This window comes from Streptomyces sp. NPDC060031 (genome assembly GCF_042736805.1).
GTDB lineage: Bacteria > Actinomycetota > Actinomycetes > Streptomycetales > Streptomycetaceae > Streptomyces.
On record NZ_JBHWVM010000056.1, the window covers coordinates 15546 to 42541 of the forward strand.

Annotated in this window: 21 protein-coding genes and 1 pseudogene; 6 read left to right on the plus strand and 16 right to left on the minus strand. The window is 72.3% G+C overall.

Annotated elements, in window-relative coordinates; genetic code table 11:
* Positions 1 to 234: 234 nt before the first annotated feature.
* The 3 genes from ACFWB8_RS23575 to sbnA are packed head-to-tail and all read right to left on the minus strand — an operon-like array spanning position 235 to position 4649.
* Positions 235 to 2733, minus strand: a complete 2499-nt coding sequence (locus ACFWB8_RS23575) for an FtsX-like permease family protein (protein ID WP_385230380.1) — start codon at positions 2731 to 2733, stop codon at positions 235 to 237.
* Positions 2734 to 2763: 30 nt separating this feature from the next.
* Positions 2764 to 3585 (minus strand): 2,3-diaminopropionate biosynthesis protein SbnB, encoded by an 822-nt coding sequence (locus ACFWB8_RS23580; protein WP_385230383.1) that lies wholly within the window; start codon positions 3583 to 3585, stop codon positions 2764 to 2766.
* Complete coding sequence (gene sbnA, locus ACFWB8_RS23585) at positions 3579 to 4649, minus strand: 2,3-diaminopropionate biosynthesis protein SbnA (RefSeq protein ID WP_385230386.1); 1071 nt, start codon at positions 4647 to 4649, stop codon at positions 3579 to 3581. The genes ACFWB8_RS23580 and sbnA overlap by 7 nt, the downstream gene beginning before the upstream one ends.
* A 402-nt stretch (positions 4650 to 5051) precedes the next feature.
* On the opposite strand from sbnA, the gene ACFWB8_RS23590 reads away from it, so the two are divergent.
* The 4 genes from ACFWB8_RS23590 (at position 5052) to ACFWB8_RS23605 (ending at position 10151) form a co-directional block, all read left to right on the plus strand.
* Entirely contained in the window at positions 5052 to 6662 is a 1611-nt protein-coding gene (locus tag ACFWB8_RS23590) for a tryptophan halogenase family protein (RefSeq protein WP_385230389.1), read from the plus strand.
* A 201-nt stretch (positions 6663 to 6863) separates the two neighbouring features.
* Positions 6864 to 7409, plus strand: coding sequence for a flavin reductase family protein (locus ACFWB8_RS23595; protein WP_385230392.1), 546 nt, complete (start codon positions 6864 to 6866; stop codon positions 7407 to 7409).
* Positions 7393 to 8790 carry a cation:proton antiporter gene (locus ACFWB8_RS23600; RefSeq protein WP_385230395.1) on the plus strand — a complete coding sequence of 466 codons (1398 nt, stop codon included), beginning with the start codon at positions 7393 to 7395 and terminating at the stop codon, positions 8788 to 8790. The genes ACFWB8_RS23595 and ACFWB8_RS23600 overlap by 17 nt, the downstream gene beginning before the upstream one ends.
* Before the next feature lie 257 nt (positions 8791 to 9047).
* Entirely contained in the window at positions 9048 to 10151 is a 1104-nt protein-coding gene (locus ACFWB8_RS23605; RefSeq protein ID WP_385230398.1) for a LuxR C-terminal-related transcriptional regulator, read from the plus strand.
* On the opposite strand, the gene ACFWB8_RS23610 is transcribed toward ACFWB8_RS23605, so the two are convergent.
* On the minus strand, positions 10102 to 11064 hold the full coding sequence (locus ACFWB8_RS23610) for a LysR family transcriptional regulator (protein ID WP_385230449.1): 963 nt from the start codon (positions 11062 to 11064) through the stop codon (positions 10102 to 10104). The genes ACFWB8_RS23605 and ACFWB8_RS23610 overlap by 50 nt on opposite strands.
* 62 nt (positions 11065 to 11126) lie before the next feature.
* On the opposite strand from ACFWB8_RS23610, the gene ACFWB8_RS23615 reads away from it, so the two are divergent.
* Complete coding sequence (locus tag ACFWB8_RS23615; protein WP_385230401.1) at positions 11127 to 12422, plus strand: MFS transporter; 1296 nt, start codon at positions 11127 to 11129, stop codon at positions 12420 to 12422.
* Between the two features lie 37 nt (positions 12423 to 12459).
* Positions 12460 to 13467: a sigma-70 family RNA polymerase sigma factor gene (locus ACFWB8_RS23620; RefSeq protein ID WP_385230404.1), complete on the plus strand. Its 1008-nt coding sequence runs from the start codon at positions 12460 to 12462 to the stop codon at positions 13465 to 13467.
* On the opposite strand, the gene ACFWB8_RS23625 is transcribed toward ACFWB8_RS23620, so the two are convergent.
* The 12 genes and pseudogenes from ACFWB8_RS23625 to ACFWB8_RS23680 all read right to left on the minus strand — a co-directional run bounded on the left by ACFWB8_RS23625 (position 13354) and on the right by ACFWB8_RS23680 (position 26978).
* Complete coding sequence (locus ACFWB8_RS23625; RefSeq protein WP_385230407.1) at positions 13354 to 13689, minus strand: STAS domain-containing protein; 336 nt, start codon at positions 13687 to 13689, stop codon at positions 13354 to 13356. The two genes, ACFWB8_RS23620 and ACFWB8_RS23625, sit on opposite strands and share 114 nt — an antisense overlap.
* Positions 13690 to 13874: 185 nt before the next feature.
* Positions 13875 to 15152: a thymidine phosphorylase gene (locus ACFWB8_RS23630; RefSeq protein ID WP_385230410.1), complete on the minus strand. Its 1278-nt coding sequence runs from the start codon at positions 15150 to 15152 to the stop codon at positions 13875 to 13877.
* Between the two features lie 99 nt (positions 15153 to 15251).
* The gene (locus ACFWB8_RS23635; RefSeq protein ID WP_385230413.1) at positions 15252 to 15650 is read right to left on the minus strand and encodes a cytidine deaminase; all 399 of its coding nucleotides are present in this window, start codon (positions 15648 to 15650) and stop codon (positions 15252 to 15254) included.
* The gene (locus ACFWB8_RS23640) at positions 15647 to 16912 is read right to left on the minus strand and encodes an ABC transporter permease (RefSeq protein ID WP_385230416.1); all 1266 of its coding nucleotides are present in this window, start codon (positions 16910 to 16912) and stop codon (positions 15647 to 15649) included. Before ACFWB8_RS23640 ends, ACFWB8_RS23635 begins: the two co-directional genes overlap by 4 nt.
* On the minus strand, positions 16909 to 18024 hold the full coding sequence (locus tag ACFWB8_RS23645) for an ABC transporter permease (protein ID WP_385230419.1): 1116 nt from the start codon (positions 18022 to 18024) through the stop codon (positions 16909 to 16911). The genes ACFWB8_RS23640 and ACFWB8_RS23645 overlap by 4 nt, the downstream gene beginning before the upstream one ends.
* Entirely contained in the window at positions 18021 to 19688 is a 1668-nt protein-coding gene (locus ACFWB8_RS23650; protein WP_385230451.1) for an ABC transporter ATP-binding protein, read from the minus strand. The genes ACFWB8_RS23645 and ACFWB8_RS23650 overlap by 4 nt, the downstream gene beginning before the upstream one ends.
* A gap of 254 nt (positions 19689 to 19942) precedes the next feature.
* A complete protein-coding gene (locus ACFWB8_RS23655; protein ID WP_385230422.1) occupies positions 19943 to 20992 on the minus strand; it encodes a BMP family protein in 1050 nt (349 codons plus the stop codon).
* A gap of 218 nt (positions 20993 to 21210) precedes the next feature.
* Positions 21211 to 22479, minus strand: a complete 1269-nt coding sequence (locus ACFWB8_RS23660; protein ID WP_385230454.1) for an amidohydrolase — start codon at positions 22477 to 22479, stop codon at positions 21211 to 21213.
* Positions 22480 to 22616: 137 nt separating this feature from the next.
* Positions 22617 to 23810, minus strand: a complete 1194-nt coding sequence (locus tag ACFWB8_RS23665; protein WP_385230425.1) for a hypothetical protein — start codon at positions 23808 to 23810, stop codon at positions 22617 to 22619.
* Between the two features lie 43 nt (positions 23811 to 23853).
* A complete protein-coding gene (locus ACFWB8_RS23670) occupies positions 23854 to 24756 on the minus strand; it encodes an N-acetylneuraminate synthase family protein (protein ID WP_385230457.1) in 903 nt (300 codons plus the stop codon).
* Positions 24757 to 25140: 384 nt separating this feature from the next.
* Positions 25141 to 25554, minus strand: a pseudogene (locus ACFWB8_RS23675) (cytidylyltransferase domain-containing protein); the annotation flags it as partial.
* Positions 25551 to 26978: a DUF6716 putative glycosyltransferase gene (locus ACFWB8_RS23680; RefSeq protein WP_385230428.1), complete on the minus strand. Its 1428-nt coding sequence runs from the start codon at positions 26976 to 26978 to the stop codon at positions 25551 to 25553. The pseudogene ACFWB8_RS23675 and the gene ACFWB8_RS23680, both read right to left, overlap by 4 nt.
* Positions 26979 to 26996: the final 18 nt, after the last annotated feature.

Consider the following 26996-nt stretch of genomic DNA (forward strand, 5'->3'; position numbering starts at 1 on the left):
GCGCCCGGGCCGCAAAAAAGCGCGTGGCAGCCCTGTCTCCAGGACTGCCACGCGCTCGGCGTGACGGTAGTGCGGCGCCGCTGCCGGGGCTCAATCGCCGGCGGGGCTGAACCTGCCCTGCGGGCAAGCCGGCCCGCCAAGAGGCGGCATCAGCCAAATCCAGCCCCGCCGGCGTTTGAGGCGCGGGGGTCCGGGGGCTGGTCCCCGGCAGCGGCGCAGCGGGCGGGCGGTGGGCTAGTCCACGGCCGCGGTGAGGCGGACCGCCGGAATCCGCAGGGCCAGCCAGGCCGGCACCAGTACGGCTGCCAGCGCGACCAGCGTGCAGGCCCCGGCGGTCGCCAGGAACGGCGCCAGCGGCACCGCGACCTCGGCTCCCGCGACCAGTTGCTGCAGGGCCGCCCACAGGCCCGTCAGGCTGACCGCGACCACCCCCGCCGCCAGGAGGCCACCGACGGCCACGACCAGCAGGGACTCGCCCGCCACCATCGCCAGGAGCTGGCGCGGGGTGGAGCCGGTGAGGCGCAGCAGGGCGAACTCGCGGCTGCGCCTGCGGGTGGACATCACCAGGGTGTTGGCCACGGCCACGCCGGTGTAGAGGACCGCGATGCCGCCGATGACGTACAGGGCCATCCTGGCGTCGTCCTCGCGCTTGGTGTCGCCCGCCGCCGTCCACGCGGCGATCGGCACGGCCTGCGCCGACTGGCCCTTGAGGACGGCGTCGAGCTGCGTCCGGACGGCCGCCGGGTCGGCGCCCTCCTTGAGCTTCACGTAGACCGCGGCGGGCAGTTCACTGCCGGCGTGGCCCGGGGTGAGCACCGCGCCGTTGCCGCTCGTGCTGGTCTTGAAGACGGCGGCGACGGTCAGCTGCTGCTTGGTGCCGTCGCCCATCCAGACGTCGACCTTCTCACCGACGGAGCGGTTCCAGGACTGGTCGACGGCGATGGAGCCGTCGTCGAGCTTGCGGGCGTCACCGTCGACCACCGGCAGGCCGAGCACGTTCCCGATGGCCGCCGGGTCGACGGTCTCGGCGGAGTACGGGATCAGCGCGCCGCCGCCGGAGGGGTCGGAGAAGGCGTCCGGGCCGGGCACGGTGAAGACGGTGGTCGGGGTGGTGGCGGCCACCGAGATCCCCGGGAGCGCGGACACCTTGTCGACGACCTCCCGGGTCAGCCCGGGGGCGTGCGCGGGGGCCACCACGAAGTCGGCGCTCCGCACCCGGCTCAGGGCCTCCTTGGCGCGGGCGCCCTCCAGCGAGCCGGAGGTGCTCCACAGCGAGCACACCAGGCCGACGGTGATCAGCACCGGCGCGGCGGTGGAGGCGGTCCTGCGGACCGAGGTGACGGTGTTGGCCCGCACCAGCATGGCCCCCGCTCCGCGGGTCCAGGCGACCGGCGCCGTGGCGAGCTTCGCGAGCAGCGGGATCACCACGGGCGAGAGCAGGGCGAAGGCGAGGATGAGGGCGGGACCCACGGAGGTGGCCAGGCTCGCCCAGTACAGCGGCGGCAGCAGCGGGGCGACGGCGATCAGACCGATGCCCGCGGCGAGGGCGGCGAGCCCTCCCAGCCAGCGCGGCCAGGTCATGGTCCCGGTCTCGACGGCCGCTTCGCGCAGCGCCTCGATCGGGCGGACCCGGCCGGCCCGCAGGGCGGCGGCCCCGGCGCCGACCACCGCGAGGAAGACCCCGAGGAGGAAGACGGCGGCCAGAACGACGATGGAGACGCCGTCCACCGGGACGGTGAACCAGCTGGGCGCGACGCCCTCGGCGGCGAGCTTCTCGGCGAGCGCGGGCGCCGCGGCCAGGCCGAGCAGCACGCCCGCGCCGGAGGCGACGGCGCCGACGCCGACGGCCTCGGTGAGCACGAGGCGGCGCACCTGCTGCGGGGTCGCGCCGGAGACCCGGAAGAGGGCGAGCTCGCGGCGGCGCTGGGCGACGGAGAAGGCGAAGGTGGAACCGACGACGAAGACGGAGACGAAGCCGCCGACGCCGGCCGCCATGCCGAGCATGGTGGAGACGCCGATCAGCGCGGACTCGTCCGCGCGGTACTGCGGGTCGGCCTGGCCCCGGTCGGTGCCGGTCAGCACCTCGCCGCGGGAGCCCACGGCCGCCCGTACCGCCTCGGCCCCGCCGCCCAGCACCAGTGCGTCGACCCGCGGCGAGAGCCGCTCGGCCTCGGCGTCGGTGAAGAACACCGCCTGCTCGAACGGGAGATCGGCGACCGTCCCGGCCACCGTGTACGACCGCTGCCCCTGGGCCGTCTGTACGAGGACCCGCGCGCCGGGAGCCGCGCCGGACCCGGCACCGACCACGACCTGGTCATCGCCGGCCGGGGCCTGCCCGGCCGCCAGCCGGTAGCCGCCGAAGCCGGCCGAGCTCCACGGGTGGCCGACCTGGGAGGACGGGCCGCCCGCGAGCTGGGCGTAGAAGGTGCGGTCCACGGCCGCCTTGCCGACGGCGGACACGTCCGCCACCACCTCGGCGGGCAGTCCGCGCGGCTCCTCCAGCGGCAGGCTCTGGGTGCCGCCCCAGTCCGCGGGGACCGTCAGGTCCGGCGCGGCCCGTACGACGACCTCGGCCTGGGCGAAGCGGCCCGGGCCCCGGTCGGGGCTGGTGGTGGTGGCGGCGAGCACGAGACCCATGGCCGACATCAGCCCCACACCCAGGGCGAGCGCCAGGAAGGTCCCGCCGAATGCGGCCCACCTGCTGCGCAGGGTGAGCCAGGCGATGTTCAGCATGTGCAGTACTCCAGTGGGGGGTTGGGGCGGTCAGACCGACGTTGTCACAGGAACCGCGGGAGCGGTGAGGGTCGCCGGCAGGAAGTCGTCGATCCGTACGCCGATCCGCCACCGCTGCGCCTGGTCCGCGACCCAGCGCGCGAGCGCGAGGTCGAGGGCGGCGGGCCCGGACGGCGAGCACACGGTGACCCGGTCCGGGTCGGGGCGGACGCCGCCGGGGTCGCGCAGCAGGGCGCCGATGGAGGGAGCCCTGAAGTCCCCCGCACGGGCGGCCGGTTCGGCCCAGTCCAGGACGGTCGTGCCGGGGCGGGCCGCCTGCGGACCGGGGTGGGGGGTGGTCGCGGTGGCGGACAGCGACACCAGCTTGTGGGCCGCCACGGCCTCTTCGGGCGTCTCGGCGTAGTGGACGGCGGCGCCCGGGACGATCTTTCGGGCCTCGCGGGCGAAGACGATCGCCCGCTCCTCGTCCGGGTCGAAGACGGTGAGCTCGATCAGCGAGTGGAACCGCGCCTTGACGAAGCGCAGCACCTCCAGGTTGACGGGGCCGAGTCCGACGAGGGCGAGGCCGCGCGGCTCGGGTTCGGTGCGGAGCAGTCCGGCGGCCAGGCCCGCCGAGGCGCCGGCGCGCTTGGCCAGGATGATCGAGGCCTCGACGAACACCTCGGGGCTGCCGTCGGCCGGAGAGCCCAGCACGATGCCGGCGCCCGCGCGCGTGGTGCCCTCGCAGACGCTGCCGGAGGGGCCCGCGAGGCCCTCTCCGTACAGCCGGTGGGCGTCCGCGACGACCTGCAGGATCTCCGGCTCCTTGCCCTTGAGGATGTCGCGCACCTCGCGGTGTCCGATGATCAGCACAGCACCGTCTCCCTCAGTAGCTCGCCGGCCGCGAAGCCGCGGGCCGGGTCCTTCCAGAGGTGGGCGACCTCGCCGAAGTGCCGGCGCACCCAGCTGTCGTTGTAGATGGTGTCGAGGTAGCGGTCGCCGCCGTCGGGCAGGACGAGGACGACGTTCGAGCCGGGCTCGATGGCCGGGGCGAGCCGCTCCAGCGCGGAGACGACCCCGCCGGAGGAGCCGCCCGCCAGGATCGCCTCGCGCCGCACCAGCCGACGGCAGCCGACCACGCAGTCCAGGTCGGTGACGTGCAGGACCCGGTCGGCGTCACCGCGGCGCAGCAGCGGCGGCCGTACGGAGGCACCGTGGCCGGGGATGAGCCGCGGGCAGGCCACGGGCGAGTCGAAGAGCACGCTGCCGAGGGCGTCGACGGCGTTGACGGTGGTGTGCATGCCGGTGCGCCGGATGTACTCGGCGCAGCCGCCCAGGGTGCCGCTGGTTCCGGCGGCGACGATGAGCTGGTCGACCTTGCCGTCCAGGGCCTCGGCGATCTCGGCCATGGTGGTCTCGTGGGCGAGCCGGTTGCGGGGGTTGGCGTACTGGTCGGGCCAGTACGCGTACGGGGTGGAGGCGAGCAGGTCTGCGACCCGGCGCAGCCGCATGGGCAGCAGTTCGCCGGTGACGGGATCGGGTTCGGTGATGATCTCGACCTCGGCGCCGTAGGCGTCCAGGATCGCGATGTTCTGCTCGGTGGTGCGGGCGTCGACCACGCAGATCAGGCGCAGGTCGAAGTACGCGCACAGTTGGGCGAGGCCGATGGCGAGGTTGCCCGAACTGGACTCGATCACGGTGGACTTGCCGGGGATGAGCTCCCCTGACTGGATGCGGCCCAGGACCATGCTCAGCGCGGAGCGGTCCTTGACGCTGCCGCCCGGGTTGAACCGTTCGATCTTGGCGAAGACGCGCGAGGTGAACCCCGGTACGACTCGCTCCAGTTCGACGAGCGGGGTTCCTCCCACCGTCGACAGGATTCCCTTGAGCCCCGGAGCAGCCAGGGGCCCGGCGGCGGCCTTCCTTTCGTACGCCATGTGATGCAGCCATCCTCTGCTGGGGTCGCGGGACGTGCGGGACGCGCCCCGGCCCCCGCCGCCGAGCGGCGGCAGGGGCACGGAGACGTGGGGTGGCACCGTCAGGCGTTGTTGCCGTTGTTGCCGTTGTCGTCGTTGTTGTTGTTCACGTTGTTGTTGATGTTGTCGTTGTTGTTGTTCGAGTTGTTGTTCAGGTTGTTGTTCGGGTTGTTGTTGCTCATGCGGGTTCCTCTCGTAGAGCGTCACTGCCCTGTAGCAGCGGATTCAGATTGGCCGCGAGGGCTATATCCGAGCCATACGGAGCGAGTCGGGGCATTGACAAGCCCTATAGGGGCGTCATAGCGGCGGTGCCGACTCTGTTCGCATCCGCTCGATCGCCCTGCTCCGGAAGAGAGACCACTCATGACCGTGACCGGCACCGACGCCCGCATCCGGAAAGTCGTCATCCTCGGTGGCGGTACCGCCGGCTGGATGACCGCCTCCTACCTCGGCGAGGCCCTCCAGGGCACTGTGGACATCACGGTGCTGGAGGCCCCGGCGATTCCACGGATCGGTGTCGGCGAGGCGACGGTCCCCAACCTGCACCGCGCGTTCTTCGACTTCCTCGGCATCAACGAGGACGAGTGGATGCGGGAGTGCAACGCCAGCTTCAAGATGGCGGTCCGCTTCGTGAACTGGCGCACCGGCGGCGAGGGCGAGGCCGGCGCCCGCGAGCTGGAGGCGGGCGGCCCGGACCACTTCTACCACCCCTTCGGCCTGCTCCCGGACTACGACCAGACCCCGCTCTCGCACTACTGGTTCAAGCGCAAGCACGAGGGCCTGACCACCGAGCCCTTCGACTACGCGTGTTTCCGCGAGCCGCCCGTCATGGACGCGCTGAAGTCCCCGCGCTGGATGGACGGCCGCCCGGCCACCCGCTACGCCTGGCACTTCGACGCGGCCCTGGTCGCCGACTTCCTCCGAAGATTCGCGACCGAGAAGCTCGGGGTCCGTCACGTCCAGGACGAGATGACCGAGGTCGAGAAGGACGGGCGCGGCTTCGTCACGGCCCTGCACACCAAGGAGGGCCGCACCCTCGACGCCGACCTCTTCGTGGACTGCTCCGGCTTCCGCGGCCTGCTGATCAACCAGGCCATGGGCGAGCCGTTCATCGACATGAGCGACCACCTCCTGTGCGACAGCGCGGTGGCCACCGCCGTCCCGCACGACGACGCGGCCGACGGCATCGAGCCGTACACCTCGGCCATCGCCATGAAGTCGGGCTGGACCTGGAAGATCCCGATGCTGGGCCGCTTCGGCACCGGCTACGTCTACTCCAGCAAGTTCGCCACGCAGGACGAGGCCACCGAGGAGTTCTGCAAGCTCTGGAACCTCGACCCCGAGACGACGAAGTTCAACCACGTCCGCTTCCGCGTCGGCCGCAACGAGCGCGCCTGGGTCAAGAACGTCGTCAGCATCGGCCTGTCCTCCGCCTTCCTGGAGCCGCTGGAGTCGACCGGCATCTACTTCATCACCGCCGCGATCTACCAGCTCGCCAAGCACTTCCCGGACCGCAACTTCACCCCGGCCCTCACCGACGCGTTCAACCGCGAGATCGAGGTGATGTTCGACGACACCCGCGACTTCATCCAGGCGCACTTCTACTACGCCCCGCGCAACGACACCCCGTTCTGGCAGGCCAACAAGGAGCTCACGCTCCCGAAGAACATCCAGGAGAAGATCGCCGCGTACAAGGCGGGCCTGCCGATCAACTCGCCGATCACCGACGAGTCCACGTACTACGGCAACTTCGAGGCCGAGTTCCGCAACTTCTGGACCAACGGCAGCTACTACTGCATCTTCGCCGGCCTCGGCCTGGAGCCGGACGCGCCGCTGCCCTCCCTCGCGCACAAGCCGGAGTCGGTCGCCGGAGCCGAGCCGCTGTTCAACACGGTCAAGCGCCAGCAGCAGAACCTCCTGGAGACCCTGCCCAGCACCTACGACTACCTGCGCCAGCTGCACGGCAAGCAGTAGTCCGTCCCCCGCACGGCCCGGCCGCCCGGATCCCCCCTCCGGCCGGCCGGGCCGTGCTGCTCCCGGCCGGGCCGTACGCCGTACCGCCCGTGCGCCCGTGCGCCCGTATCGCCGTACGCCCGTAGTGCCGTGTGCCCGCGTGCCCGTACCGCCCGCCCGGCTCGCGCAGCAGCCCGCAACCTCCCCACTCAGGAGCCCGACATGCCCGAAGCAGTGCCTCACACGCCGGCCGCGGAGGCCGACATACGGCCGTTCATGGCCGGCTTCCCGACCGGCGTCACCGTACTGACCACCCTCGACGAGGACGCCGAACCCCGCGGGATGACCTGCAGCTCGCTCGCGAGCGTCGCCCTGTCCCCGGCCACCGTCATGGTCGGCGTCCGCACCGCCAGCCCCACCCTCGAAGCCATCCTGGCCGCGGGACAGTTCGCCATCAACCTGCTCCACGAGCAGGCCCGCGCCACCTCCGACCTCTTCGCCTCGGCCACCGCCGACCGCTTCGGCCTCACCGAGTGGCGGCTGCCGCTGGGCGCCGCCGGTCCGCACCTGACGGCCGACGCCCACGCCACCGCCGACTGCCGGGTCATCCGTACGATGCCCTTCGGCGACCACACGGCCGTCTTCGCCCACGTCGAGCGCGTCACCCTGCGCGATACCGTCGGCGCACCGCTGCTCTACGGCCTGCGGCAATACGCCGCCTGGTCCGACGCCGTCCGGGAAGGAGCCGGCCATGGCCGCCACGCCTGATCCACTGCCCGCCGTACTGCTCGCCGTACCCGCCGTGATCCTGGCGTGCCGGGCGGGCGCGAGCCTGGTCCGGCGCTTCGGCCAGCCGGCTGTCATCGGTGAGATAGCCACCGGCATCCTGCTCGGGCCCTCGCTGCTCGGCTGGCTCTGGCCCGCCTCGCAGGCCTGGCTCTTCCCCTCCTCCGTGATCCCCTTCACCGGGATGCTCGGCAACATCGGCCTGCTCGCCTTCATGTTCCTCGTCGGCCTGGAGCTCGACCTGGGGGCGCTGCGCGGTCACAGCCGCACCGCCTTCGGGGTGAGCGGGGCGAGCATCGCCCTGCCGCTGGCGCTGGGCGTCCCGCTGGCCCTCGGCCTGTACGCGGGCTACGCCCCCGACGGCGTCGGCCGGCTGCCGTTCGTCCTGTTCGTCGCCGTCTCCGTCAGCGTCACCGCCTTCCCGGTGCTCGCCCGGATCCTCACCGACCGCGGGATGTACGCCACCCCGACCGGGGCACTCGCGATGGCCTGCGCGGCCGTCGACGACGTGGCCGCCTGGTGCCTGCTCGCCGTGGTCGTCGCCGTCACCACCAGCAGCTCGGCGATGGGCGCGGTGCTCACCGCGGCGCTGACCGTCGGCTTCGTGGTGCTCATGCTCAAGGTCGTACGTCCGCTGCTCGCACGGATCGTGGCCCGCGCGACGGGGGTCGGCTCGGGCGCCGGCTCGGGCTCCGGCTCCGGCTCCGGCTCCGGCCACCGCGACGGCATCCTCCTCGCGGTGCTCTTCAGCGGCCTGTGCCTGGCCGCGCTGGCCACCGACCGGATCGGGATCCACGCCCTGTTCGGCGCCTTCCTCTTCGGCGTCGTCACCCCGCGGGGCAACCCGGAGGTAGCCCGCTCCGCCGGGCGGCTGCGCGCGGTCACGGTGCCGCTGCTGCTCCCGCTGTTCTTCGTGCACACCGGGCTGAAGACCGACCTGGCGCTGCTGGCCGCCGATCCCGTGCAGTGGCTGTGGGCGGGCGCGGTGCTCGCCGTCGCGGTGTGCGGGAAGTGGGGCGGGGCCGCGCTCGCGGCGCGCGCCACCGGACGGCCGTGGCCGCAGGCGATGACGCTGGGCGCGCTGATGAACTGCCGGGGCCTGACGGAGCTGGTCGTGCTCAACATCGGCCTGGAGCTGGGGGTGATCGGCCCGAAGCTGTTCACCATGCTGGTCCTGATGGCGCTGGTGACCACGGCGATCACGGGCCCGGCCGTGGACCGGCTGGAACGGCGCCGCAGGAAGGTGGAGTTCCCGCAGCTGACGGTGGTCCCGGACGCGCAGCCGGAGCCGCAGCAGGGGCGGGAGCAGGTGCGGGAGCGGGAACGAGCGCCGCAGCAGGTGCCGCAACTGACCCGGACCTGACCACGGCTGATGGTGGCCGCGCGGATCGGCCCGTACCCGCCGAACCGTCCCCTCCCGGACGGAGGGCACGGGCAGATCCGGCGCGGCCACCGGAGCACGGCGGGGCACGGGCTCGTGGCCCGCGCCCTCCCCCGAATACGCCGTGGTAACACTGTGCCTGTTCGGCATAAGCTCCAGCGGGCCGGAGGGCATCGTCTTGGTGCCTTGCGGGAACACGAGGGGTTTACGAACAGCCACAGGCCGGGACGAATATGCACATGCCAGCGGATGCTTCCTCCTCTCCACGAGGCCACCGGCTGAGCCCTGCCGCCCTGGAGCTCTACGCCTACGCGGTCGAGCGGCGCTCCTTCGCGGCGGCCGAGGCGACCGCCGCCCTCGGCGCCCCGGCCGATCCCGCGATCACCGAGCTCACCTCGGCCCACCTGCTCCAACGGCTCCCGGACGGCGCCGCCGACGACGGGGGCGCCGAGCGGTGGAGCGCCGTGTCCCCCCGCGCCGCCGCCGTCCGTTCACTGGCCCCGCTGGCGCTGCGCGCCCGCGAGACCCACGACGAGATGGACCGCCTGCGCGGCCTGCTGGAGACCCTGGTCCCGGCGTACGAGGCGGCCACCGTGCAGCGCGACCTGGAGCAGGCGGACGTGCTGGAGCTGATCACCGACCCCGCCGCCATCCAGCAGCTGATCGGGCAGCTGATCGCCTCGGCCGAGCAGGAGGTGCTGACCTCCCACCCCGGCGGCGGCCGCCCCACGCGGGTCCTGGAACAGGCGATCGGCCGGGACGAGTCCCTCCTGGGCCGGGGAGTGCGCCTGCGCACGATCTACCAGCACACCGCCCGCTATTCGCGCCCGACGGCCGCGTACGTGGAGCGGATCGCGGCCAAGGGCGGGCAGGTCCGCACCCTCGGCGACGGTCTGATGCGGATGATCCTCATCGACCGGCACACCGGGATCATGGCCGTACGCGACGACGTCGCCGCCGCGCTGGTGGTGCGCGAGCCGAACGTCGTCGACTTCATGGTCCACGCCTTCGAGCGCTCCTGGGTCGAGGCGGAGCCCTTCGCCACGACGGTCGGCCCGGACCAGGCCCGGTCCATCTCCGACGAGCTGCGCCAGACCATCGTCCGGCTCCTGGCGGAAGGGCTGGAGGACAAGGTCATCGCCCGCCGGCTGGGCATGTCGGAGCGCACCTGCCAGCGCCACATCGCGGAGGTCATGCGCGCGGTGGGGGCCAAGTCCCGTTTCCAGGCGGGCTTCCTGCTGTCAGCGGCGGCATCCGCATCGGCCACTGCCTCCGCGTCGGACACGGACCCGCTCAGAGCTCCGGCAGCAGCTTCCCCCGACGGGACAACAGGAACCGCTTGAACTCCGCCACCGGCGGCGTGTCCGGATGTCCGTCGAGCCAGGCCACGCCGATCTCCCGGGCCGCGCGCGGAGCCGTCACGGTCAGCTCGACCACGCCCGGCCGGGGCACCGCGGGCGGCGGCAGCAGGGCCACCCCCAGGCCCGCGGCGACGAGGCCGCGCAGGGTCTCGGCCTCCTCGCCCTCGAACGCCACCCGGGGCGTGAACCCGGCCTCGGCACACAGGTCGTCGGTGATCCGGCGCAGGCCGTAGCCGGGCTCCAGGGTCACGAAGGTCTCCTCCGCGGCCTCGGCGAGGCGGATCCGCTTGCGCCCCGCGAGCCGGTGGTCGTCCGGGACCACGAGCCGCAGCCGCTGCTCGTCGAGCCGGCGGCCCACCAGGTCGGGGGCGTCGGGCACCGGCGAGGTCAGGCACAGGTCGAGCTCGCCGGCGCGCAGCCGCTCCAGCATGGCCTCGCCGTAGTTCTGGACGAGGGAGAAGCGCACGCCCGGATGGTCGGCGCGGAAGGCCCGGATCAGCCCGGGCACGGTCTCGGGCCCCAGGGTGTGCAGGAAGCCGAAGGCGACCTTCCCGAAGGCCGGGTCCGCGTCCTGCTGTACGGATTCGGCGGCGCGGGCGATCTCGGCGAGCGAGTCCTGCGCCGAGGCGAGGAAGGTCCGGCCCGCCGTGGTCAGGGCGACCGTACGGCCCTTGCGGGCGAACAGCGTGACGCCGAGGTCCTGTTCGAGCCGGACCATGGCCCGGGACAGGGTGGACTGCGGGACGCCCAGCTCGTGCGCGGCCCGGGTGACGTGCTCGTGCCGGGCCACGGCGACGAAGTACGCGAGGCGGGGGGCCAGCACCCGTGTCACTGCCATGTCTTCTTCGTAACGGTTCATCGACATACGACCCTCTGAACTGGGGTGATGCATCAGTGGATCGATTATCTCGATTCTGTGCATTGGACGCATGAAAAACGGCGGCCTACCGTTTTCCCATGCCTCCCGCTCATACCGGGGCGCCCGTCATCGCGGGTGCCTCCACCTCGTCGTCTCCTGCACCGGCGCTCGAAGCCCACTCCCCCGGCCGCCCCGGCTACCGCCGCCTGAGCCTCGCGCTCTTCGCCGCCGGACTGGCCACCTTCGCCCTCCTCTACTCCACCCAGGCGCTGCTGCCCGCGATCTCCGGGGACTTCGGGGTGACGGCGGGTCAGGCCAGCTGGACCGTGTCCGCGGCCACCGGGGCGCTCGCGCTGTTCGTCCTGCCCCTCAGCGCCCTGTCCGAGCGGTTCGGCCGGACCCGGATGATGACCTGCTCGATGGCGGTGGCGGTCGGGGTCGCCCTCCTCGTGCCCCTCGCGCCGAACCTGGAGTGGCTGGTCGCCCTGCGCGCCGTCCAAGGCGCGGCGATCGCCGGCATCCCCGCCTCCGCGATGGCGTACCTGGCCGAGGAGGTCAAGCCGAAGGCCCTGGTCGCCGCGATCGGCCTGTTCGTCGCCGGCAATTCCATCGGCGGCATGAGCGGCCGCCTCGTCACCGGCTGGGCGGCGCAGGCCTGGGGCTGGCGGGCGGCCCTGTTCACGGTCGGCGCGCTGTCCCTGGTGTGCGCGGTGGCCTTCCGCGTCCTGCTCCCCCGGGCCCGGTTCTTCCGCCCGGCCCCGCTGAACCCGCGCGCGGTGCGGCGTACCGTCTCCGGCCACCTGCGCGACCCGCTGCTGCTGCGGCTGTACGGGATCGGCGCGCTGTTCATGACCGTGTTCGGCGCCGTGTACACCGTCATCGGCTACCGCCTGGTGGAGGAGCCGTTCTCCCTCGGGCAGGGCGTGATCGGCTCGATCTTCCTGATCTACCTGGTGGGTACGGTCTCCTCCGCGGCCGCCGGCCGGCTGGTGGGCCGCCTGGGCCGGCGCGGCGCGCTCTACCTGGCGGTCACCACCACCGCGCTGGGCCTGCTGTGCTCCCTCTCGCAGTCGCTGGCGGTGATCCTGCTGGGCCTGGTCCTGATCACGGCCGGGTTCTTCGCGGGGCACGCCGTGGCCTCGGCGGCGGTGAGCCGCACGGCGAAGACGGGCCGCGCGCAGGCCTCCGCGCTCTACCAGTCGGCGTACTACCTGGGCTCCAGCGCCGGCGGCACCCTGGGCGCGCTCGCCTACCACTGGGCTGGCTGGGCGGCCACGACCGGCATCGCCCTGCTCGCGGTGCTCGGCGTCGTCTCGATCACCTTGTACGGGTCGCACGCGGCGCGAGCCGCACGGTTCGCCCTCCCGGCCGCGACTGTCAGAGCCGTCCGGTAGTTTCCGAAGCATCGGGTTCTACCAGGGGGCGACGGACATGACGGATCTGGCGACGGCCAATGACCTCGACGCGGCGATGGACCGCCACCGCGTCGAGCTGACCGGCTACTGCTACCGGATGCTCGGCTCCTCCTTCGACGCCGAGGACGCGGTGCAGGACACGTACATCCGCGCCTGGCGCGCCTACGAGAAGTTCGAGGGCCGCTCCTCGCTGCGCTCGTGGCTGTACCGGATCGCCACCAACGTCTGTCTGGACCTGCTGAACGCGGGGAACAAGCGGGCCCGCCCGATGGACCTGACCGCCCCGCAGCACCAGGCCTCGGCCGTGCTGAACGAGCGGCCCGAGGTGACCTGGCTGGAGCCGGTCCCGGACGGCCGCGTGCTGCCGCAGACCGCCGACCCGGCGGAGATGGCCCTCGCGAAGGAGTCCGTACGGCTCGCCTTCGTGGCGGCGCTCCAGCACCTGCCGGCCAAGCAGCGGGCCGTGCTGATCCTGCGCGAGGTGCTGGCCTGGAAGGCCGACGAGGTCGCCGCGCTGCTGGAGACCACCGTGGCCTCGGTGAACAGCGCCCTCCAGCGGGCCCGGGCCACCCTGGCCGGCCAGGGGCTGCGCGAGAGCGACCCGGCGGACCCGCTGGACGCGGATCAGGCCAGGCTGCTGGAGCAGTACCTGTCGGCCTTCGAGGCGTACGACATCACGCGCCTGACCACCCTCCTGCACGAGGACGCGGTGCTGTCGATGCCGCCGTTCGACCTCTGGCTGCGGGGCCACGAGGACATCGCCGCCTGGCACCTCGACCAGGGCATCGGCTGCAAGGGATCCCGCCTGATCCCGACGACGGCGAACGGCCTGCCGGCCTTCGGCCAGTACCGCCCGCGGGAAGACGGGAAGCCGGGCCACGTCCCGTGGGCACTCCAGGTCCTGGAGATCTCAAACGGCAAGATCGTCGGCCTCAACGCCTTCCTCGACACCGCCCGCTGGTTCCCCCTCTTCGACCTCCCCGAGCAACTCGACGAGCCCGACGAGGCCGAGCAGCGCGCGTAGCGCGGGCGCGACCCCGACCACCCGCAACGACCGCCCCCGCGCGACCAGCCGCAGCCGCGCGAGCACCTCGACGGCGGCCAGCCCGGGCGCGGTGACGGCGCCGGCATCACACACCACGGCGACGGCCCCGCCGTCGTAGAGCCGGGCCAGCCGCGCGCACAGCCGCGCCGCGTCCCGCCCGTCCAGGCCGGGTCCGGGCAGCACAAGTCGAGTGATCTCCACGAGGGGATGACTTCCTCACGGCCGGGAACTCATCGGCGCCGGGCGGTTCCGTCAGGGGGTGGGGAACGTGGAGGTGTCGATCTCGAGACCTGTGTGCTCCTCAAGCTGTTGGCACCGGCCCCAGCATGCCGAACGGGACCGGCGGAGGTCCACCGGTCCCGTTCAGTCAGACGAGTGAGCGCAGGTCAGGCGATGCGGTCCAGCACGATCGGGGTGGCCGAGAAGGCCGTGCCCGCCGGGGCGACGTCGTACGCGCCCTCCAGGGAGGCCAGGGCGTAGTCGAACTTCTCCGGGGTGTCCGTGTGCAGGGTCATCAGCGGCTGGCCCGCGGTCACCGTGTCGCCCGGCTTCGCGTGGAGCTCGATGCCCGCGCCCGCCTGGACCGGGTCCTCCTTGCGGGCGCGGCCCGCGCCGAGCCGCCAGGCGCCGACGCCCACCGCGTACGCGTCCAGGCGGGTCAGGACGCCCGACGCCGAGGCGGTGACCACGTGCTGCTCGCGGGCCACGGGCAGCGCCGCGTCCGGGTCGCCGCCCTGGGCCGCGATCATCCGGCGCCACACGTCCATCGCGGAGCCGTCGGCCAGGGCCTTCTCCGGGTCGGCGTCCTTGATGCCCGCGGCGTCCAGCATCTCCCGGGCCAGGGCCAGGGTCAGCTCGACGACGTCGGAGGGGCCGCCGCCGGCCAGGACCTCGACGGACTCGCGGATCTCCAGCGCGTTGCCCGCGGTGAGGCCGAGCGGGGTGGACATGTCGGTGAGCAGCGCGACCGTCTTGACGCCGTGGTCCGTGCCCAGGCCGACCATCGTGGAGGCCAGCTCACGGGCGTCCTCGATGGTCTTCATGAAGGCGCCGGTGCCGACCTTCACGTCCAGGACCAGCGAGCCCGTGCCCTCGGCGATCTTCTTGGACATGATCGAGGAGGCGATCAGCGGGATGGCCTCGACGGTGCCCGTCACATCGCGCAGCGCGTACAGCTTCTTGTCGGCCGGCGCCAGGCCGTCGCCCGCCGCGCAGATGACCGCGCCCGTGGTGTCCAGGACGTGCAGCATCTCCTCGTTGGAGAGCAGCGCACGCCAGCCGGGGATGGACTCCAGCTTGTCCAGGGTGCCGCCGGTGTGGCCGAGCCCGCGGCCGGACAGCTGCGGTACGGCGGCGCCGCAGGCCGCGACCAGCGGGGCGAGCGGCAGCGTGATCTTGTCGCCGACGCCGCCGGTGGAATGCTTGTCGGCGGTCGGACGCGACAGGGAGCCGAAGTTCATGCGCTCGCCGCTCGCGATCATCGCGGCGGTCCAGCGGGCGATCTCCGCGCGGTTCATGCCGTTCAGCAGGATGGCCATGGCCAGCGCCGACATCTGCTCGTCGGCGACGACACCGCGGGTGTACGCGTCGATGACCCAGTCGATCTGCTCGGGGCTCAGCTCGCCGCGGTCGCGCTTCGTACGGATGACGGAGATGACGTCCATGTGGTGCTTCCTTCTACGCGCATAGAGAGAGGGGTGGTACGGGAGGGAAGGGAAGGGGGACGGCCCCCCGCCCGGCAGGGCGAAGGGCCGTCGGTACGGCTATCTCAAGTGGTCGGGCCCGAAGGCCTGGGGCAGCATCTGCGCCAGCGTGAGGATCCCGTCGGGGGTCTCCACCAGCAGCTCGGGGCCGCCGAATTCGTACAGGAGCTGGCGGCAGCGCCCGCAGGGGACGAGTACGTCGCCCTTGCCGTCGACGCAGGTGAAGTGCGTCAGGCGGCCGCCGCCCGTGGCCTGGAGGGAGGAGACCAGGCCGCACTCGGCGCACAGGCCGAGCCCGTAGCTCGCGTTCTCCACGTTGCAGCCGACGACCACGCGGCCGTCGTCGACGAGCGCGGCGACACCGACCGGGAAGCCCGAGTAGGGGGCGTACGCCCGGGACATGGCGTCCCGGGCGGCCTCCCGCAGGGCCTCCCAGTCGGGGGTGGGCGCCGTCGTCACTTGCCCTGGCCCTTGCGGTACGGCATGCCGTCCGCCTTCGGCATCCGCAGCCGCTGCGCGGAGAGCGCGAGCACCAGCAGCGTCGTCACGTACGGGGCCGCGTCCACGAACTGGCTCGGCACCGAGTCGGTGAGGGCGTACCAGAGGAAGAGCAGCCCGGCGAAGACCGCCGCGATGCCCGCCTGGACGTACTTCTTCTTGTAGAGCTGCCAGGCCGCGACCAGGACCAGGACGATCGCGATCAGCAGCAGCATCGCGTGGACGTTCTCCGCGCCGCCGCGCAGCTTGAGGCTGTCGACGAAGCCGAACAGGCCGGCGCCCAGCGCCATGCCGCCCGGCATCCAGTTACCGAAGATCATCGCGGCGAGACCGATGTAACCGCGGCCGCCGGTCTGGCCCTCCTGGTAGATCGGGCTGGCGACGAGCGACAGGAACGCACCGCCGAGGCCGGCGAGGCCGCCCGAGACGATCACGGCGATGTACTTGTACTTGTAGACGTTGACGCCCAGGGACTCCGCGGCGATCGGATTCTCGCCGCAGGAGCGCAGCCGCAGGCCGAAGGTGGTGCGCCACAGCACCCACCAGGTGCCGGGGATGAGCAGCAGCGCGACGACGGTCAGCAGGGACAGGCCGGTGACCAGGCCGCCGACGAGGCCGGCGAGGTCGGAGACGAAGAACCAGTGTTTGCCCTGCAGGGTCGCCATCCAGTCGGACAGCCCTGGCACGGTGATCTTGTAGATCTCCTCGACGCGCGGGGACTGCTTGGAGGAGCCGCCCGGGGCGTCGGCGAACGTGAAGTTCGACAGGTACTGGGTGAACCCCAGCGCCAGGATGTTGACGGCCACACCGGAGACGATGTGGTTGACGTTGAAGGTGACCGTGATGATCGCGTGCAGCAGGCCGCCGATGGCGCCGCCGATGACGCCGGCGATGACGCCGGTCCACGGACCCCACTGGTAGCCGGCCCAGGCACCGAACCAGGTGCCGAGGATCATCATGCCTTCGAGGCCGATGTTGACGACGCCCGCGCGCTCGGCCCACAGGCCGCCGAGGCCGGCGAGGCCGATCGGGACGGCGAGGGAGAGGGCGCCGGAGACCTGGCCGATCGAGGTCAGGTCGTTGGCGCCGGAGATCAGCCGGACCACCGAGACCAGCGCGAGGCCGGCCGCGAGGATGATCATGATCCAGGGCAGGGTCAGCTTCTTGCGGCCGCTCGGCTTCTTGGGTGCGGCACTCGTGGCGGAAACGGTGCTGGTGCTCACGCCGCGACCTCCTTATCGGTCTTGATGGCGTGGCCTGCGGCCAGTTCCTCGCCGACCTTCTGCTGCTGGCGTCGGACGCCGTAGCGGCCGACGAGTTCGTACGAGACGACGACCGCGATCACGATCAGGCCCTTCATGATCGTGCCGATCTCCTTCGCGTACCCGGCCTGGTCGAGCGAGGCCGAGGCCTTGTCGATGAAGGCCATCAGGAACGCGGCGAAGAGCATGCCGACCGGGCTGTTGCGTCCGAGCAGCGCGATGGTGATGCCGGTGAAGCCGACACCGACCGGGAAGGCCAGGTTGTACGTGTGGGTCTCGCCCAGGAGCTGCGGCATGCCGGCGAGGCCGGCGACGGCTCCGGAGATGAGCATCGCGGTGACGATCATCTTCTTGGCGTCCACGCCGGAGGCCTGCGCGGCGGACTCGCTGGCGCCGGTGGCGCGCAGGTCGAAGCCGAAGCGGGTCCGGTTGAGGACGAACCAGTAGACGATGCCGAGGGCGAAGGCCACGAAGGTGAAGCCGTAGATCTCCAGGCCGTCACCCAGCGACACGGCCGGGAACCAGCCGGACTCCGGGATCTCGCCGGTGGTCAGGTCGTTGGAGCCGGCCGGCTGGACGCCGAGGTTCTTCGGCAGGATCAGCCAGGCGATCATGCTGGTCGCGATGGCGTTCAGCATGATCGTGGAGACGACCTCGCTGACGCCGCGCTTGGCCTTCAGGACGCCGGCGATGCCGGCCCAGGCGGCGCCGACCAGCATCGCGACGACGATGATCAGCAGGATGTGCAGCGGGCCGGGCAGCGTCACGGACGCACCGACGACCGCGGACACCATCGCCGCGAAGCGGTACTGGCCGTCGACGCCGATGTTGAAGAGGTTCATCCGGAAGCCGATGGCCACGGCCAGGGCCGCCAGGTAGTACGTACCGGCCTGGTTGACGATGAGGACCTGGACGTCCTCGTAGCCGGCGTTCTCCACCATCAGGCGCAGGGGCTCGATCGGGTCGATGCCCGTCGCCCCCAGCACGATCATGGTCAGCAGGAAGGCGCTGACCAGCGCGAGCACGGGCCCGGCGATGCCGAGGATCAGCCGGTCCTTGTCGAATTTCTTCATCGGGCCTCGTCCTCCGTGGGGTCGGTACCAGCGTCGGCACCGGCGGCGGAGTGGTTGTCGGTTGCTTCCAGGTGCCCCGAGGCGGCGCCCGTCATGGCGGTGCCGAGTTCCTCGGGGGTGACGGTCGCGGGGTCGGCGTCCGCGACCAGGCGGCCGCGGTAGATGACGCGCAGGGTGTCGGACAGGCCGATCAGCTCGTCCAGGTCCGCGGAGATCAGGAGCACGGCCAGGCCCTCGCGACGGGCCTCGCGGATCGCGTCCCAGATCTGCGCCTGCGCACCGACGTCCACACCACGGGTGGGGTGGGCGGCGATGAGGAACTTCGGGTTGTGGCTCATCTCCCGGCCGACGATCAGCTTCTGCTGGTTGCCGCCGGAGAGCGAGGCCGCGGTGACCTCGATGCCGGGCGTGCGGACGTCGTACTCGCGCACGATCCGCTCGGTGTCCTTGCGGGCGGCCTTCGTGTCGAGGATGCCGCGCTTGGAGTTGGGAGCCTCGGTGACGTGGCCCAGGATGCGGTTCTCCCACAGGGAGGACTCCAGCAGCAGGCCGTGCCGGTGGCGGTCCTCGGGGATGTACCCGATGCCGCCCGTGCGGCGCTCGCGCACCGGGGCCTTGGTGATGTCCCGGCCGTCCAGCGTGATCACGCCCGCGTCGGCGGGGTTCATGCCCATGAGGGCTTCGATCAGCTCGGTCTGGCCGTTGCCCTCGACACCGGCGATGCCGAGGATCTCGCCCTTGTGGATGGTGAAGGTGACGTCGTCCAGCAGGAGGCGGCCGGCTTCGACGTGCTCGCGGAGGGTGGAGTCCTCCGGGGCCTGGCGCACCAGGATCTCCGGCTCCGCGACGGCGGAGTCGCTCGCGGCGAGGGTCAGGCCCTCCACCTTCAGCATCGGGACGTCCGTCACGGTCGACTCGCGGGTCTCCGGCGAGGGCAGTTCCGCGCCGACCATCAGCTCGGCGAGCTGCTTGGTGGTGGCGGTCTTCGGGTCGGCGGTGCCGACCGTGGTGCCGCGCCGGATGACGGTGATGTCGTCGGCGACCTTCAGCACCTCGCCGAGCTTGTGCGAGATGAAGATGACGGTCAGGCCCTCGGCCTTGAGCTCGCGCAGGTTGTCGAAGAGCGCGTCCACCTCCTGCGGCACGAGCACGGCGGTCGGCTCGTCGAGGATGAGGATCTTGGCGCCGCGGTAGAGGACCTTGAGGATCTCCACGCGCTGGCGGTCGGCGACACCGAGGTCCTCGACCAGCGCGTCGGGGCGCACGCCGAGGCCGTACGCGTCCGAGATCTCCTTGATCTTCTTACGGGCCTTCGCGCCGATGCCGTACAGCTTCTCGCCGCCGAGGACCACGTTCTCCAGGACGGTGAGGTTGTCGGCCAGCATGAAGTGCTGGTGCACCATGCCGATGCCGCGGGCGATGGCGTCGCCGGGGCTGTGGAAGGAGACCTGCTCCCCGTCGATCGCGATGGTGCCCTCGTCCGGCTTCTGCATGCCGTAGAGGATCTTCATCAGGGTCGACTTGCCGGCGCCGTTCTCGCCGATCAAGGCATGGACCGTGCCCTTGCGGACGGTGATCGCGATGTCCTTGTTGGCGACGACGCCGGGGAAGCGCTTGGTGATGCCGTGCAGTTCTACGGCGGGGGGCGGGCTGGACGCGTTGATGACGCACTCTCCTTGGCGCGGAGGAGCCGGAGGCGGGGCAAGGGACAGGACGGATCGGCCGGGCGGGTGGGCGGGAGCAGGACGGTATCGCGTCCACGACGCCTCTACGCGCGTAGCACTGTCTAAAGTGAAAACTTGCGGCCAACTGGCCACACAAGACGGGCTTTGACTCTTGGAACGTGGCTCGGGGCCCGGGAGCGATTGAGACCGCTACCCGGACCCCGGAAACCGCGAACCAGTCGTCAGACGAGGCCTTACGGCGCGGTCTTGACGGTGATCTTCTTGGCGATGATGTCGGCCTTGGCCTTCTCCACCGCGGCGATGACGTCGGTCATCTTCTTGTACTCCGGGTTGGAGTCGGCCAGGCCGACGCCGTCCTTGTCCAGGCCGTAGCGGATCTCACCGGTCTGCGGCTTGCCGTCCTGGACCGACTTGATCAGGTTGAAGACGGACTGCGAGACCTGCTTCGTGACCGAGGTCAGGATGTGGTCCTTGTACTTCGACAGACCGGCCTGGTTGTACTGGTCGGAGTCGACGCCGATGGCCCACTTGCCCTTGGCGGCGGTGGCCTCGATGGCACCGGTGCCGGCCAGACCGGCGGCCGCGTAGACCACGTCGGCGCCACCGTCGAGCTGGCCCTGCGCGGTGGCCTTGCCGAGGTCGGGCTTGGAGAAGCCGTCGAAGTTCGGGGGCTGGGTCAGGTACTGGGTGAGCACCTTGGCGTTCGGGTTGGTGTCCTTGACGCCCTGGACGAAGCCCGCCTCGAACTTCTTGATCAGCGGAACCTCGACACCGCCGATGAAGCCGACCGTGCCGGTCTTCGAGACCTTGGCGGCGGCGACGCCGGCCAGGTAGGAGCCCTGCTCCTCGTTGAAGACCAGGTTGGCGACGTTCTTGTCGGTCACCGAGGTGTCGTCGATGATGCCGAACGTGGTGTTCGGGAACTTCGGCGCGACCTTCTTGATGGCCGGGGCGTAGGCGAAGCCGACGCCGATGACCGGGTTGTTGCCCTTGCGGGCCAGCTCGGTGAGGCGCTGGACCTTGTCGGCCTCGCCCTCACCGTCAGTGGGCTCCGCCTCGGCGCCCTTGACCTTCAGGTCCTTCTCGGCGAGCTGGAGACCCGCGTAGGCGGCGTCGTTGAACGACTGGTCTCCGCGGCCGCCGACGTCGTACGCGAGGGCGACCGACGCCTCCTTGTTGTCGGAGGCGGTGTCCGAGGACTTCTTACCGCCACAGGCGGTGGCCGAGAGGGCCAGCGCCGCGGACGCGACGCCCACGGTGGCGATCCTGGTGATCCGGCGCAAGGGGAGGCTCCTTCAAAACCTGACCGAAGCGCCACGACCGGCGCTGGTTTCGCGGCGATCGTAACGCGCGTAGATGTCAGTTAAAGGCCCGTTCATGAGTCGTTATCGGATCGTCGCGAACCAGACAGTGACCGATCGGTAACTCGTCACGTGTCCAGCCCTTGTGTACCAAGGGCTGGACACGTCCGTCGCCGGACACCGGGATGTCGTACCGACTTTTACCGGCCGACCCGCGCACGCCGCACGTCGAGGCGTCCCTCACCACTTCCGTCCAGCAGCGCGGCGGCCGTGAAGAACTCCACCCCGACCCCGATCGCGGACTCGTCCACGTCGAAGTCGCCCCGGTGCAGGTCCCCCTTGGCGGTGTCACCGGGCGTACGGACACCCAGGCGGGCCATGGCCCCGGGCACGTGCTCCAGGTACCAGGAGAAGTCCTCCCCGCCCAGGCTCTGCTCGGTGTCCTCGACCGACTCGGCCCCGAGCCGCGCCCCCATCGCCTCGCGCAGCAGTTCGGTGACCACCGGGTCGTTGACGACCGGGGGCACCCCGCGCACGTAGGTGATTTCGGACTTCGCCCGGTGCAGCGAGGCGATCTCGTCGATCGCCGCGTGGATCTGGTCCGGGGCCTCGTGCCAGGCGTTCAGGTCCAGGCACCGGACGGTTCCGGACAGCTCCGCGTGCATCGGGATGACGTTGCAGGCGTGCCCGGCCTCGATGCGGCCCCAGGTGACCGACATCCCCGAGCGGGCGTCCATCCGGCGGGACAGCACGGCCGGCAGGTCCACGGCGAGCCGGGCGGCCGCGGTCACCAGGTCGGTGGTCAGGTGCGGCCGGGCGGTGTGCCCGCCGGGCCCGGCGAGGGCGACCTCCAGCCGGTCGCAGGCCGAGGTGATGGGGCCGGGGCGCAGCCCGATCCGCCCCGCGTCGACCCGGGGGTCGCAGTGGACCGCGACGATCCGGCCCACGCCGTCGAGCACCCCGGACTCGATGGCCTCGGCGGCGCCGCCCGGGAGCACCTCTTCGGCGGGCTGGAACAGCAGCCGCACCGGCCGGGGCAGCAGACCCTCGCGGTCGAGCTCGGCGAGCACCAGGCCGGCGCCGAGCACGACGGCGGTGTGCACGTCGTGGCCGCAGGCGTGGGCGCGGTCCGGGAAGACGGAGCGGTACGAGACGTGCGTCTTGGCATCCGGGATGGGCAGGGCGTCGATGTCCGCGCGCAGGGCCAGCATCGGCCGGCCGCCGTCCCAGGTCCCCACGTCACAGATCAGGCCCGTGCCCGATTTCAGCACCCGTGGGCGCAGGCCGGCTTTTTCCAGCCGGGCTTTGATCGCCGCCGTGGTGCGGAACTCGTGGTTTCCGAGCTCGGGATGCATGTGCAAGTCCCGGCGGAAGGCGATCAGTTCGGCGCGCAGGTGGTCCGGAAGCGTGCCGGGCAGCTCGGGCCGGTCGGGCTTGCCGGGCAGGGCGGTCTGGGACTCGCGGGACATCAACTGGTTCACCCGTTGAAGGGTAGGCGCACGCGCCGGTCAACTGGTCGGGGATCACTAAAAGTTCATGCCGTTAGGGGAAAGAAACCCGGCCTCTGGACGCATGACCGGTTGCGCCCGGGGGTAAACTCGCGCGCTCATCCGGCCGCTGGAGCCGCCTGAGCCGGGAGTCTGCGCACATCACGGGCGGTGTCGGTGACCCCGGCGAGGAAGCTGCGGGCCCGCGCGGTGGCCGCCCCGGTGAGCCAGTCGGGGTCGATGTCGCATACGGCCACGGTCACCCCCGTGCCCGAGAGGGCGTACGGCAGGGTGTGGACGACCGTGGACGGAAAGCTGACGATCGTCCGTCCGACCGGGCCCCGTCGCGCGATCAGCTCCAGCGGCAGGTCCGGACGTACGATCTCCAGCCCGGTCGCCTCGCTCAGCGTGCGCAGCTTCTGCGGGGACTCCCTGCGGTGCGCGAAGTAGCGGGTCGCGCCGTGCTCCAGGGTCAGGGCGCGTACCGCGGCCAGATAGCGGTCCGGGTCCACGACGCCGGTCTCCACCAGGGAGGTGCCGACCAGGTCGGTCCCCTTGGTGAGCCGGGGCGGGCCGAAGCGGGCGCGGGTCCACGCGAAGTCGTTGGACCGCAGCTCCATCCCGGGCAGCGGGGTGACCGGCATCGAGGTGAACACCTCCACCCGCCGCCGCCCGCCCGGGGTCAGCCGGCGCCGCGCCCGCCCCGACACCGGGGCGTACGCGAACTCGCGCACCCGGGACGACATCCCGCCACCGGAGCGGTGCCAGCGGCGCAGCCGCTCCCCGCGGCCGAGCTGCGCCATGAACTCCATGGTGGCGGTGCCGTCGTCGACCACGACCAGCTCGGCGGCGCGGGCGGCCGGGACCAGCAGGAGCTGGGTGAAGCGGGAGAAGGGGTCGCCGATCACGATCCGCCGGGCCCGCCGCACCTCGCCGCCGAGGGCGGCGAGCGCCCCCAGCGGGGCCCCGAAGCCGCCCCGGGCCTCCTGCCAGTGCACGGCGTGGCCCTCGCCCCGGGCGATCCCGGCCATCCGGCGCAGTTGCCCGCGCGACATGGGGTCGGTGGGCGGCAGGACGACGATCCGCACCGGGTGCGCCGTGCCCGCTGCCCGGGCCGGGGGGTCCGCGGCGGTGGACGGGTCGTCCGCCGCGGCGGCCGGGCGCGGCGCGGTCCGGTCCGGCTGCCGCGGTACGCCGCCGAGCAGCGGCCCGCGGTCCGCCGGGTCGGCGCCGCGCGCGTACGCCCACTCGAGCACGTTGAGGAGCTGGACCGGACTCTCGACGAAAGCCAGGGTGGAGGCTGAGGGGGTCACCGCGTACTCCTCGATCGCTGGGCGAAAGGGCCGGCAGGGCGCGTCAGACGGCGAGGAGCTCGCCTTGGACGCGGCGGAGCTTCTTCATGGGGCCGAGCTCGGACGCGTAGACCCGCTTGACGCCGTCGCCGAGCGCGGTCTCGATGGTGCGGATGTCGCGGACCAGACGGGCCAGGCCGCCGGGTTCCACGGAGGCGGCCTGGTCGGAGCCCCACATCGCGCGGTCGAGGGTGATGTGCCGCTCGACGAAGGCGGCGCCGAGCGCGACGGCGGCCAGGGTGGTCTGCAGGCCGGTCTCGTGGCCGGAGTAGCCGATCGGGACGTTCGGGTACTCCTCCTGCAGGGTGTTGATGACCCGCAGGTTCAGCTCCTCGGCCTTGGCGGGGTAGGTCGAAGTGGCGTGGCAGAGCAGGATGTTGTCGCTGCCGAGCACCTCCACCGCGTGGCGGATCTGCTTCGGGGTGGACATGCCGGTGGAGAGGACGACGGTGCGGCCGGTGGCGCGCAGGGCGCGCAGCAGCTCGTCGTCGGTCAGCGACGCGGAGGCCACCTTGTGGGCGGGAACGTCGAACTTCTCCAGGAAGGCGACGGCCTCGGTGTCCCACGGGGAGGCGAACCAGTCGATGCCGCGCTCGGCGCAGTGCTCGTCGATGGCCCGGTACTCGGCCTCGCCGAACTCCACGCGGTGGCGGTAGTCGATGTACGTCATCCGGCCCCAGGGGGTGTCGCGCTCGATGTCCCACTGGTCGCGCGGGGTGCAGATCTCCGGGGTGCGCTTTTGGAACTTGACCGCGTCGCAGCCGGCGTCGGCCGCGGCGTCGATCAGGGCGAAGGCGTTGCCGAGGTCGCCGTTGTGGTTGATGCCGATCTCGCCGACGACGTAGACGGGATGGCCGGGGCCGGCGGTGCGGGAGCCGAGGGTGCGCAGGCGCGAGGTGGCGGTCATGGCAGGGGTGTCCTTCGGTACGGGGGGTGCGGGAGGGGTGTGGGGGATGCACGGGGCGGCAGTGGTGAGAGGAGCGGGAGGGGCCGGAAGAGCGCGAGGGGCGTCGAGCAGGGGGGCGAGGAGGCGGGCCCGGGCCAGCTCGTGCGGGTCGTCGATCTCCAGGACCCGTGCCGGGTCGGTGCGTACGGGCACCGTCCGCCCGAAGAAGCGGTGCCGGGCGGAGCGGAAGCCGGCGGCGTCCATCGCGTAGGCGGCGCCGGTCTCCAGCAGGTCCTCGGGCCGGTCCTGGCGGCGGGGCCGGTACGCCGTGTCGTGGTTGACCCCGTTCCCGGCCCCGTCGGCGGCGGCCCGCCACAGGAATCCGTGGAAGGGGGCCGCGGTGAGGGCCGAGTCGGCCCCGCCGGACGCGACCGCGGCGGCCACCGACTCGACGTCCCCGGCGGTGACGAAGGGGCTGGTGCACTGGACGAGGAGGACCACGGCGACGGTGCGGGAGTGCAGTTCCTCGAAGGTGTCGAGCGCGTGCAGCAGGGCGGCCTCGCTGCTCGCGGTGTCCCCGGAGATCCCGGCGGGCCGGCGCACGATGCCGGCCCCGGCGGCCCGCGCGGCGGCGGCGATGGCCTCGGAGTCGGTGGACACCACGACGTCGGTGACGGTCGGCGCGCCCAGGCAGGCCCGCACGGCGCGGGCCACCAGCGGCAGCCCGCCCACCTCGGCGAGGTTCTTGCCGACGACCCCCTTGGACCCGCCGCGCGCCGGGATCACGGCGAGCACGCGGGGCCGGGGACGGGGGCTCACAGCTCCCCCAGCCGGCGGATCAGCGGGGCCACGCGCTGGACGCCCTGGCGGTACGCCCCCCGGGCGGCCTCGCGCACGTGGGCGCGCACCCGGCGGCGCAGCCGGGACTCCCCGCCCTCCACCCGGACCGCGCCCGGCAGCGGGGTGCCGTCGGGGGCGAGGTGGTGCCGCGCGAGGATCCCGGGCAGGTACCCGGGCGCGGTGACCCGGGTGTAGTAGGGGGCGACGGCCGGGAGCGGGCCCAGCTCCAGCAGCCGCGCGAGCCGCGCGCGGGCGGCGGCGTAGCTGTCGTCGGCGGCGGCGTGGGCGTGGGCGTCATCGTCGGCAGCCACCGGAACACGTCGCGCCGCGGCCGGGCCGGTGACGCCCTGCGCGGCCAGCCAGGCGGGGTCGCCCTGCGGGAGCAGGCCGGCGTCGAGCTGGTCCCAGGAGGCAAGGCAGCCCGAGCCCAGGAAGTGGTGGTTGCCGAGGACCTCGCGCACGCCCAGGTCGGTCAGGACCGCTGTCGGGACGCCCCGGTGGAGGGACTCCAGGGCGGCCGTGGAGGAGACGGTGACCAGCAGGTCGGCGCCGTCCAGGACCTCGCCCATGTTCCCGTACACGAGGCGGCAGTTGGCCGGGAGCCCGCCCGGGATCCGCTCGACGAGGCGCTGGTAGGGGAACTCCTCCAGGTGCGTGGTGTGCTCCCCGGGGCGGCTGCGCAGTTTGACCAGCACCTCGCGTTCCGGGTGCAGCCGGGCGTGCTCCGCGGCCCGCCCCAGCAGGTACGTGCGGTCCGCGCGGCTCTGCGGCACCGACGGCTGCACCGCGAAGACCACGGTGTGCGCCCCGCTCCCGGCGGGCTCGTACGGGGCGCCCTCCAGGAACGGCAGCGCGGTCTCGGTGACGGCCGAGGCGTCGGCGCCCACTCCCTCGTACACGGCACGGAAACGCCCGGCGTCGTGGCGGGAGTTGGCGAGGACGAGGTCGGCCCCGTGGCGCAGCAGCAGCCCGTCGGCGAGCTTCTCGTACACGACGCCCACGTACCCGGTGACCAGGACGGGGCGGTGGGCCGGCTCGGGCCACAGCGCACGCGCCCCGTGCAGGACGGCCTGCACCGCCCCGCCGACGAGGGCGAGCACGACGACGTCGTAGCGCTCGCGCCGCAGCTCCGCGAGGAACTGCGCGCAGGTCACCTCGGTGAGCCGGTCGGCCCGCACCCCCACTTCGCCGAGCTGGCGCGCGGTGGGCGTGGCCCGGCCGCGCAGCAGGTAGCCGGTCAGGTGGGGTTCGAGCCCGGCTTCGAGCCCGGCCTCCCGCTCGGCTCCGGGGCCGGAGGCGAGGCGCCGCGCGGTGAGCGCACCCCATTTCCATCGCGTATCGGAATCGGCGAGTACGGCGACGCGAAGAGCGCCACGTGGAACGGCGCGATTGCTGTCTGGCACCCGGCAGAAGCTATTGTG